The sequence below is a fragment of the Methylobacterium aquaticum genome (assembly GCF_001043915.1).
GTDB classification, from domain to species: domain Bacteria; phylum Pseudomonadota; class Alphaproteobacteria; order Rhizobiales; family Beijerinckiaceae; genus Methylobacterium; species Methylobacterium aquaticum.
This window is the reverse complement of the sequence record NZ_LABX01000275.1, coordinates 1-9,019: the sequence shown is the minus strand read 5'-3', so window position 1 is coordinate 9,019 and position 9,019 is coordinate 1. Positions and strand designations below refer to the sequence as shown.

The 9,019-nt window shown below is 68.5% G+C and carries 9 protein-coding genes; 3 read left to right on the top strand and 6 right to left on the bottom strand.

Going from position 1 to position 9,019, the window contains the following annotated elements; genetic code table 11:
• Positions 1-154: 154 nt before the first annotated feature.
• Positions 155-667, bottom strand: coding sequence for a P-loop nucleotide/nucleoside kinase family protein (locus VP06_RS28965; RefSeq protein WP_048467273.1), 513 nt, complete (start codon positions 665-667; stop codon positions 155-157).
• Between the two features lie 234 nt (positions 668-901).
• Here VP06_RS28965 and hslV point away from each other — a divergent pair, with 234 nt between their 5' ends.
• The 3 genes from hslV to VP06_RS28950 all read left to right on the top strand — a co-directional run bounded on the left by hslV (position 902) and on the right by VP06_RS28950 (position 3,516).
• The gene (gene hslV, locus VP06_RS28960; protein ID WP_048467276.1) at positions 902-1,432 is read left to right on the top strand and encodes an ATP-dependent protease subunit HslV; all 531 of its coding nucleotides are present in this window, start codon (positions 902-904) and stop codon (positions 1,430-1,432) included.
• A 59-nt stretch (positions 1,433-1,491) separates the two neighbouring features.
• Positions 1,492-2,805, top strand: a complete 1,314-nt coding sequence (gene hslU / locus VP06_RS28955) for an ATP-dependent protease ATPase subunit HslU (protein ID WP_048467272.1) — start codon at positions 1,492-1,494, stop codon at positions 2,803-2,805.
• Positions 2,806-3,171: 366 nt separating this feature from the next.
• Entirely contained in the window at positions 3,172-3,516 is a 345-nt protein-coding gene (locus VP06_RS28950) for a hypothetical protein (protein ID WP_048467271.1), read from the top strand.
• A 156-nt stretch (positions 3,517-3,672) separates the two neighbouring features.
• Here the strand turns inward: VP06_RS28950 and VP06_RS28945 are convergent, their stop codons facing one another.
• From VP06_RS28945 to VP06_RS28925, 5 genes are all read right to left on the bottom strand, one after another.
• On the bottom strand, positions 3,673-4,746 hold the full coding sequence (locus VP06_RS28945) for an MBL fold metallo-hydrolase (RefSeq protein WP_048467270.1): 1,074 nt from the start codon (positions 4,744-4,746) through the stop codon (positions 3,673-3,675).
• Positions 4,747-5,092: 346 nt separating this feature from the next.
• Positions 5,093-5,482, bottom strand: coding sequence for a PilZ domain-containing protein (locus VP06_RS28940; RefSeq protein WP_048467275.1), 390 nt, complete (start codon positions 5,480-5,482; stop codon positions 5,093-5,095).
• A 122-nt stretch (positions 5,483-5,604) separates the two neighbouring features.
• Positions 5,605-5,832 carry a hypothetical protein gene (locus VP06_RS28935; RefSeq protein ID WP_048467269.1) on the bottom strand — a complete coding sequence of 76 codons (228 nt, stop codon included), beginning with the start codon at positions 5,830-5,832 and terminating at the stop codon, positions 5,605-5,607.
• Positions 5,833-6,059: 227 nt separating this feature from the next.
• The gene (locus VP06_RS36800) at positions 6,060-6,335 is read right to left on the bottom strand and encodes an isochorismatase family protein (protein WP_245291358.1); all 276 of its coding nucleotides are present in this window, start codon (positions 6,333-6,335) and stop codon (positions 6,060-6,062) included.
• Between the two features lie 310 nt (positions 6,336-6,645).
• The gene (locus VP06_RS28925; protein ID WP_048467268.1) at positions 6,646-8,694 is read right to left on the bottom strand and encodes an NAD(+) synthase; all 2,049 of its coding nucleotides are present in this window, start codon (positions 8,692-8,694) and stop codon (positions 6,646-6,648) included.
• Between the last annotated feature and the right edge of the window lie 325 nt (positions 8,695-9,019).

Genomic DNA, 9,019 nt, shown 5'->3' with positions numbered 1-9,019 from the left:
AACGTTGCTCCACGTCTCGGCCGGTGCGATGCTTTTTGCATCAATCGGGCGGATGCTCGCATCAATCACTATGGGTTAACTCTTTCCTAACGGACTCTGAGGCGCAGAGGCAATTGGGGCCTCTCTCGCGAAAGCCGACCCGGATGATCGGGCGTCATGCCGGCCGGTCTTGCGCCACGATCCCGAGCACGGCGTCGATTGCCTCCGAGGACGATAAAGCCGCGCTGTCGATGACGAGGCGCGGCCGGTCCCACGGTTCGTAATCGAGACCCTGGACCGCCTCCCACGAGGGCAGGACGTGGCCGGGAATGTCGGAGGCCCGCCCCTCGACGCGGCGGCGATGCTCTTGCGCGTCCGGGCACACGACCTCGACCTCGATCAACCGCACCGACGCCCGGACGGCCACGTCTCGCCACCCCTGGCGGCTGGCGGCGACCGGGTTGACGCAATCGGCCACGACGACCCGCCCGTCGCCGAGATTCGCCCCTGCCAGGGCCTGCACCACCGCGTAGCCGGACGTGCCCACGGTGCCCGCCGGCACGCCCGCATCCCGGATCGCCTGCTCGATGACGTCGACCCGCAGATGGGTCGCCGCGAGGGCGCGGGCGACGGCGCGGGAGATCGTCGTCTTTCCAGTCCCGGGCAGGCCGGCGAACACGATCAGCATGGAACGGGCTCCCCGGGTTGGCGACCAGCCGAAGGACGGCAGCGCGCCTCGTATCACCGTATCCGATCATGTCGCCCGGCGGCAGGCAGGCGTCTCCGTGCCCGGCGTCTCGCTCCGCACCCCGCCCCGCTGGACGAACGCCGCTGCAACCCCCACCTACGCCGCAGCACGACGCGAGACAGCCTGCCCGGAGAGACATCCTTGGCCAATGACGACGCGGGGGGCGCCCCCCGCATGCATGCGACGACGATCCTGATGGTGCGCAAGGGCGGCCGGGTGGTGATCGGGGGCGACGGGCAGGTCAGCCTCGGCCAGACCATCGTCAAGGGCAATGCCCGCAAGGTCCGGCGGCTGGCCAAGGGATCGGTGATCGGGGGCTTTGCCGGTGCGACCGCCGACGCCTTCACGCTGTTCGAGCGGCTGGAGGCCAAGCTGGAGCAGTATCCGGGCCAGCTCACCCGGGCCTGCGTCGAGCTGACCAAGGACTGGCGCACCGACCGCTACCTGCGCCGCCTCGAGGCGATGATGCTCGTGGCCGACAAGGACGTGAGCCTGCTTTTGTCCGGCGCCGGCGACGTGCTGGAGCCCGAGGGCGGCGTCATGGCGATCGGCTCGGGCGGCAATTATGCGCTCGCCGCCGCGCGGGCGCTGGAGGAGCAGGACCTCGACGCCGAGGCGATCGTGCGCCGCGCCATGCGGATCGCCGCCGAGATCTGCGTCTACACCAACGGCAACCTGGTGATCGAGAGCCTGGACGCGGCCTGACGCGTCGCCTGCGCCTCATCTCCCCTCGCACAGGGCCGTGGGCCCGCCCGAAGAGCCTCATGACCACCTTCTCCCCCCGCGAAATCGTCTCCGAGCTCGACCGCTACATCGTCGGCCAGGGCGACGCGAAGCGTGCGGTCGCAATCGCGCTGCGCAACCGCTGGCGCCGCCAGCAGCTCCAGGGTCCGCTCCGCGAGGAGGTGGCGCCCAAGAACATCCTGATGATCGGGCCGACCGGCTGCGGCAAGACCGAGATCTCGCGCCGCCTGGCGCGCCTTGCCGGGGCGCCGTTCCTGAAGGTCGAGGCGACGAAGTTCACCGAAGTCGGCTATGTCGGCCGCGACGTCGAGCAGATCGTGCGCGACCTCGTCGAGGTCGGCATCGGCCTCAAGCGCGACGAGAAGCGCCGCGGCGTCCAGGCCAAGGCGGAGGCCGCGGCCGAGAGCCGCGTCCTCGACGCTCTCGTCGGTGCGACCGCGAGCCAGGCCACCCGCGACGCCTTCCGCCGCCGCCTGCGCGCCGGCGAGCTCGACGACAAGGAGATCGAGCTGGAACTGGCGGCGAGCGCGCCGCAGGGCTTGCCGATGTTCGAGATTCCCGGCGTGCCCGGGGCCGCCATGGGGGCGATCAACCTCGGCGACATGCTCGGCAAGGCGCTCGGCGGCCAGAAGGGCAAGCCGCGGCGGATGACTGTGCGCGACGCCTACGCGCCGCTGATCGGTGAGGAATCCGACAAGCTCCTCGACCAGGACAGCGTGGTCCAGGAGGCCCTGCGCGACGTGCAGGACAACGGCATCGTCTTCCTCGACGAGATCGACAAGATCTGCGCCCGGGAAGGCCGCTCCGGCGCCGACGTGTCGCGCGAGGGCGTGCAGCGCGACCTGCTGCCGCTGATCGAGGGCACCACGGTCGCCACCAAGCATGGGCCGGTGAAGACCGACCACATCCTGTTCATCGCCAGCGGCGCCTTCCACGTCTCGAAGCCCTCCGACCTCTTGCCGGAGCTGCAAGGGCGCCTGCCGATCCGGGTCGAGCTGAACCCGCTGACCGTCGACGATTTCCGTCGCATTCTCACCGAGACCGAGGCGAGCCTGACCAAGCAGGCCGTGGCCCTGATGGCGACGGAGGGCGTCACGATCGTCTTCACCGAGGACGCCATCGACGCGCTGGCCAAGGTCGCCGTCGACGTGAATGCCTCGGTCGAGAATATCGGTGCGCGCCGGCTCCAGACGGTGCTGGAACGGGTCCTCGACGACGTGTCGTTCACGGCGCCCGACCGCTCGGGCGAGACGGTGACGATCGATGCGGCCTACGTCCGCGACCGGGTCGAGAGCCTGGCGCAGAATGCCGATCTGAGCCGGTTCATCCTTTGATACGATGTCCGACTGATCGCGTCGCGATGCGGAGATCGGCTTCGCTCAGGCGGGTGGAGCCGACGGTTTCACCGCGCGGGCTGGCGAGACGACGTCCGGACGATCATGTCCGGATGTCGTCCCGTAAGCAGATTTCGCCGAAGTGGTCACCGGTTCGGCGGCAAAAATCTGCGGTCAAATAAGAGACTAAGCGGACGAAGCGTTGGCCTGCCAACGCAAGTCTGCTTAGTCCGCGCGGCGGAGCCGGAGGCCCCGCACGGGTGAGCGAAGCCGAAATCATTGCAGAGTCAGGGGCTTGCAACTCAAGACTTGAAATCCGGTCGCGCGCGTCGTAGCGTCGCTGCCTGCGGTTTCGATCTGGGTCCCATGCGTCCTGCCATCACGACCATCGCCGCTGTTGCCGGCCTCGCAGGTCTCGATCTCTTCATGGGAACGGCCGATGTCTCGAAGGGCTCCGGTCGACCCTACGCCTTCGTGCAACCTGCGCACGCCGAAGCGTCTTGCTCCATCGATGAGCGGCAATGGAAATTGATCAAGCTCGATATGCAGATGTCGCAGGTTCATGACATACTGGGCTGCGACGGCCGTATTATGGCGCAGAGTCAATTCGAAGGTGCTCATATCGAGGCTCTGATCTACAAGGGCCGCGATGGTAACGTCCAGCTTGTGTTCAGGAGCCGCCGTCTCGTGCGCAAGCTCAAGCTCGGATAAAGCGCTTCACGATCGCGTTGCAATCGCGAAGCTTCTTCAGCTGTTTGATTTTGCCGCATTGTCTACGACGAACCGGTAGCCATTTCGTCGGAAAATGCTCTAAGCATCGACCCCGGCGGCGAGCGTCCGCCGCTCTCGGTCGTCGTCACGCACCGGCTATCGATCGGCCCCGCTGTCCCAGACCTGCCCCGGCCGCAGCGCCAGGAACCGCTCCGCCGGCAACGCGGCCTCGGCCAGAGCCCGCCCCAGAGCCTCGGCCGGCTCGCCCGGGCCCTCGTTGGTCAGCCGGAACGTGCCCCAATGGTGACCCAGGGCCTGCGTGGCCCCGACCTCGCGAAACACCCGTACCGCCTCCTCCGGGTTCATGTGCTGCGGCTGCATGAACCAGCGCGGCTCGTAGGCGCCGATCGGCAGGCTGGCGAGGCGCGGTGGGCCGAAGCGTTGGCGCACCTCCCGGAAGATCGCCCCGTCGCCGTAGCCGGTATCGCCGACATGGTAGAGCAGCCCTTGCGGAGTGGTGAGGACGAAGGCGCACCAGAGCGCCATCCGCCGGTCGTTCACGCCCCGCGCCGACCAGTGGTTGGCTGGCACCAGGTGAACGGTGATCCCGCCGCCGAGATCGACCGAGCCGCCCCAATCCCGGGTCTCGACCGGGATCGTGGCGTCGTAGGTACGCAGGATCGCGTCGTTGCCCAGCGGCGCCACGAAGGTCGGGGCGTGCTCGGCCCAGAGCCGGGCGAGGATCGGCCCGTCGAGATGGTCGTAATGGTTGTGGGTGATCAGCACCGCGTCGATCGGCGGCAGCGCCGTGAAGGCGATGCCCGGCGGGTTGGCACGCTTCGGCCCGGTGAACCCCACCGGGCTCGCCCGCTTCGCATAAACCGGATCGATCAGGATGTTGCGGCCCGCGACCTGGATCAGCAGGCTGGCATGGCCAATATGGACCACCCGCAAGCCATCGACCCGCTCCGGCGGCGTGTCCTGCGGGAACGGGCTCGGAACGCTCGCCGGCCACGCCTCCCGGCCGCTGCCGAACTGCCAGCGCGCCACATCGCCCAGGCCCTTGTCCGGCGGCTGTCCCGGCGAGAAGAACCGCACCCCGTCGAAGTGGTCGCTGACAGGGCCGCGATAATAGGGATTGCGGCTGCGCCGATGGGCGGCGTAGCCGACGCCGCCGAGCGTCATCACCGTCATGGCGCTGGCGAGCTTGAGGAAGCCATGGTTCTTCATCGGAAGGAGATGAGCCGGCGAAGGCCGAGGTCAAGGTGCGGACGCGCGGACCCTTCGCCGCGCCCGAACCGCGTTGCGCAATCCCGTCGGATGGTTACACTCTGCCTATCGACAACAACAGGAAGGAGGTGATCCAGTGTCTCATTGTCATCAGCCGCGGTCGTCTGCGTGCCGGACCTGGATCGTCGCCTCCGGCTTCACGGCCTGAGCGCACGACGGACAATCCAGGATCGGTGAGATCCTGACAGATCGATCGGTCGGACCGCGGTTCGGCAATGGAAGGGCTGCCCTGGCGACGGGGCGGCCCTTCGTCCGTTCAGGGGCCGGGCGGGATGAGGGGCGAGACCTACGTGGTGCGTTCGAGCGCCGCCACCTCCGCCTCCTTCAGCAGGCGGCGCAAGGTGGCGTTTTCCGCCTCCAGCTCGTGGATGCGGGCGAGCAGGACCGCCGGGGTGGCGTCGGCTGCACCCGGTATCGGGCGGGCCGGCTCCTCCGCGAAGGTCACGCCGACGCTGTCGGCCTTGCGCCAGCGCAGGGTCGCCCGGTGGGTGCGGTCCTTGGCCGGGATGATCAGATCGAAGCCGTCGGGCAGCGTCGCCGTCTGGCTGAGCATCAGCCGCGCGCCCGACGCGGAGATGTCGCGGACGAGGCAATCCATGCTGGAATTGCCGTTGTTGAAGATGATGCGTCCCTTCAGGAACGTCCGCAGGCGGGTCTCCCTGCGCAGCTCGGACATGTCGGACATGGCGGCCAGCCCCGTTCGGCCTCGCGGGTTTCGGATGCCCACGAGAGTGCCTCAGAGACCTTTAAGGAAGGTTCGCCACGATCTCCGACTCGTGCGGCCGATGCGCAGGATCCTCAGCCCTGTGCCGGGGTCATGCGCTGGAACAGGTAAAAGCCGTTGAAGCGCACCGCCGTCGCGGCTGCCGCGCCGTCGAAGCCGGTGGGCTCGGGCGTGCTGCCGTCGAGCTTGCCGCCGAAGGCCCAGCGCGCCGCCGTCACGAAGGCCGGCACGGCGTAATCCTCCGGCACCGCGCAGACCAGGCCGTCGAGCCCCTTCAGGCAGAACAGGTTGTAGCTTCGCATCGGATCGCCTCCGCTCGCAGGTGCTGCCATGGCGTCCATCGCTAACGGCTGATTTGGCCGAGACTATGTCAGCAGCCGACGTCGGGCGCCACCGCGATCTCGGCCATGACGCTAGGTCCAGACCTGTCGAACGGGCCGCGATCACGAGATCGTGTGCACGGGGAACCGCAGAAAGACATGCGAATGAATGCCGAAACGAGTGGAAGGCCGGATGCTGCGCTGCATCATCATGCTGGCAACTGCGAACGATTCCAATTGTGCAGGATCTGATCGGTCGTCGCCAAGTCGAGCTGCTGGCCGAAGCGCTGCCGGTCGAGCGTCCCCATCACGTCATGGGTCTCGTTTGGGGAGGAGCAGACCGCATCGGTGGCGAACACGATGCGGTCGCCGTGATCGACCGCCCCGAGCACGGTGGCGAGCATGCCGACATCCGTCTCGCCGCCGGCGATCGCCAGGGTCTCGGCCCGGCGCACCCGCGGGCGGCTCTCCGGATCGGGCGCCATGCGTCGGTGCCGGAGGGCGCGGTGGCGGCCATGGCGGGTCGGGCTCCCGCTGCGGGGCTCGTGTCGGCCCCGGGGCCCGACCTGCGCTGACACTCCCATGGGGTTTCTAGAGCATTTTCCGACGAAGTGGATACCGGTTCGTCGTAGACAATGCGGCAAAATCAAACAGCTAGAGCGCTTCGCGATTGCAACGCAATCGTGAAGCGCTCTAAGCAGATTTCGCCGAAGTGGTCGCCGGTTCGGCGGCAAAAATCTGCGATCAAACAAGACCCTAAGCGGACGCAGCGTTGGCCTGCCAACGCAAGTCTGCTTAGCGTTCCCCTTGCGGGACGTTGCGCTCCAACTCGTCGAGCCAGATCCGGGCATTGCCGTCGGAGGGCGCACGCCAGTCGCCCCTTGGCGAGAGGGCGCCGCCCGCCGCCACCTTGGGGCCGTTCGGCAGGGCCGAGCGCTTGAACTGGCTGAAGCCGAAGAAGCGGCGCAGGAACAGAGCCAGCCAGGCCCGGATCTCCGGCAGGGCGTAAGTCCCCCGCTTCGCGTCGGGGAAGCCGGGCGGCCAGGGGCCGCGTCCGGCATCCTCCCAGGCCATCAGCGACAGGAAGGCGATCTTCGACGGGCGGTAGCCGTAGCGCAACGTGTAGAACAGGTTGAAGTCCTGAAGCGCGTAGGGGCCGATCTTCGATTCGGTGCTCTGGATCGTCTCGCCCGCCCGCGCCGGCACCAGCTCGGGCGAGATTTCCGTGTCCAGGATCGCCTCCAGGGTGCGGCCGACCTCGGCGGAGAACTGCCCCGAGGCGATCACCCAGCGGATCAGATGCTGGATCAGGGTCTTGGGCACCCCGGCATTGACCGCATAATGGGACATCTGGTCCCCGACGCCATAGGTGCACCAGCCGAGCGCCAGTTCCGACAGGTCGCCGGTGCCGATCACGATCGCGTCGTTCTGATTGGCGAGCCGGAACAGGTAATCGGTGCGCAAGCCCGCCTGCACGTTCTCGAAGGTGACGTCGTAGACCTCCTCGCCGCGTCCGAACGGGTGGCCCATGTCGGCGAGCATCTGCCGGGCGGCCGGCCGGATATCCAGCTCGGCCGCGCGGGTTCCGAGCGACGCCATCAGCCGGTGGGCGTTGGCCTTGGTCTCGTCCGAGGTGGCAAAGCCCGGCATCGTGTAGGTGAGGATGTCCGAGCGCGGCAGGCCGAGCTGGTCGAAGGCGCGGGCCGCCACGATCAGCGCATGGGTCGAATCGAGCCCGCCCGAGATGCCGATCACCACCCTTGTCGTGCCGATCGCCCGGAGGCGCTGGGCGAGGCCGGCAACCTGGATGTTGTAGCCTTCGTAGCAATCCTGCGCGAGGCGTGCGGGATCGGCCGGCACGAAGGGGAAGCGCTCGACGGTGCGGAGGAAGCCGAGATCCGCATCGGGCGGCGCCACCCGGAACGGCACCCGGCGATAGGCCGGCACGGTTCGCAGCGCCTCGCGTGCATTGTCCTCGAAGCTGCCCATCTGCGCCCGCTCCTGGCGCAGGCGGTCGAGGTCGATATCGGCGAGCGTCACCTGCGGCTCTGACGGGAAGCGCGCGCCCTCGGCCAGCACCTCGCCGTCCTCGTAGATCGCGGTCTGGCCGTCCCAGGAGAGATCGGTGGTCGATTCGCCCGGGCCCGCCGCGGCGTAGATGTAGGCGGACAGGCAGCGCGACGAGGCCGAGCGGCACAGGAGCGTCCGGCTCTCCGCCCGCCCGATCGTGATCGGGCTGCCCGAGAGGTTGGCGAGCACCGTGGCCCCGGCGAGGGCGGCCAGCGCCGAGGGCGGGACCGGGATCCACATGTCCTCGCAGATCTCGACTCCAAGGACGAGGCCCGGCAGGTCCTCGGCCGGGAACAGCAGATCGGTCCCGAACGGCGCCTCGGTGTCGCCGAGGCGGATCGTCTCGCCCGTCACCCCGGCGCCGGAGGCGAAATGGCGCTTCTCGTAGAACTCGCGGTAGTTCGGCAGGTAGCTCTTCGGCACCACCCCGAGCAGCCGGCCGCGATGGATGACCACGGCGGCGTTGTAGATCCGGTTGCCGTGGCGCAGGGGGGCGCCGATCACCAGGACCGGCATCAGCCGGCGGCTCGCTTCGACGAGGGTGAGGAGCGCCGCCTCGACCCGCTCCAGCAGCGCCTCCTGGAGCAGCAGGTCCTCGAGGGCGTAGGCCGACAGGCAGAGTTCCGGGAACACCGCCACCGCGACGCCCTTCGCGTCGCACGCCTCCGCCAGGCGCAGGATCTCGGCGGCGTTGGCATCCGGATCCGCGATGTGGCTGCGGCCGACGCAGGCCGCGACCCGGGCGAAACCGTGCCGGTAGAGGGATCGAAACATCGCGCAGGCAGCCTCGTCTCGCCGGAAATGTGCCTGTTCCTTACCGCGCCCGCGCGCCGCCCGGTACCGGTGCCCGTGCCTAATCGGGCGTTAACGATGCCGTGCCTAACTGAGGCTACCTACGCGGCCGCGGGTCGCCCCCATCATCAATTCGGCACCATGAGACAATCGGGACGGCCCCCCTTCTCCGACTCTTCGCCGCGCGGACCCCAGCGGGTGGGCGACCACCTCCGCACGCCCGAGCGCCGGGAGCGTCCCCTCGGCGTTCTCGCCCAGACGGTGATGAGCCTGCGGGCGCTCCTGGCCCGCCGCTTCGCGTCCCCCC